Annotated in this window: 1 protein-coding gene; it reads left to right on the top strand. The window is 58.4% G+C overall.

Annotated elements, in window-relative coordinates; translation table 11 throughout:
- A partial coding sequence (locus P775_RS27205; RefSeq protein ID WP_180287608.1) for a multicopper oxidase domain-containing protein occupies positions 1–633 on the top strand: 633 nt, incomplete at its 5' end.
- Positions 634–683: the final 50 nt, after the last annotated feature.

The raw sequence follows: 683 nt of genomic DNA, 5'->3' as shown, positions 1-683 counted from the left end.
GATCCGCTGGTCGTGAACAAGGGCGACCGGGTGCGAGTACGGGTTGGGAACCTTACGATGACGAACCACCCGATCCATATGCACGGCTATGACTTCAAGGTCACCTGCACGGATGGCGGCTGGGTGCCGCCTGAAGCACAGTGGCCGGAGGTCAGCATCGACATTCCCGTAGGTGCGATGCGCGCCTACGAATTCGTCGCCGATCATCTGGGAGATTGGGCGATCCATTGCCACAAATCGCACCATACGATGAACGCCATGGGCCATGACGTGCCGACGTTCATCGGGGTGAACAAGAAGCCGCTGACCCAGAAGATCCGTCAATTCCAGCCGGAATACATGCCGATGGGCATGTCCGGCATGGGGGACATGGCAAAAATGGAAATGCCGCTACCCGACAATACCATCCCGATGATGACGGGTTGGGGCCCGTACGGACCCATCGAGATGGGCGGCATGTTTTCGGTCGTGAAGGTGCGGGACGGCATCGACGCGGACGATTACTCCGATCCCGGCTGGTACGAGAACCCTCCGGGCGAGATGGCCTACGAATGGACTGGCGAATTACCCGACTTTGCCTCCAACAACAGCCCCAAGACCATTCTCACACCGAAACCAACCTCGAAGGGCTGAGCGGCCCTTCGTCATCTCCAACCGAACCAACCTACAGGACAATAAAATGA

The sequence above is a fragment of the Puniceibacterium antarcticum genome, from assembly GCF_002760615.1.
GTDB lineage: Bacteria > Pseudomonadota > Alphaproteobacteria > Rhodobacterales > Rhodobacteraceae > Puniceibacterium > Puniceibacterium antarcticum.
This window is presented reverse-complemented; position numbering and strand designations above follow the sequence as displayed.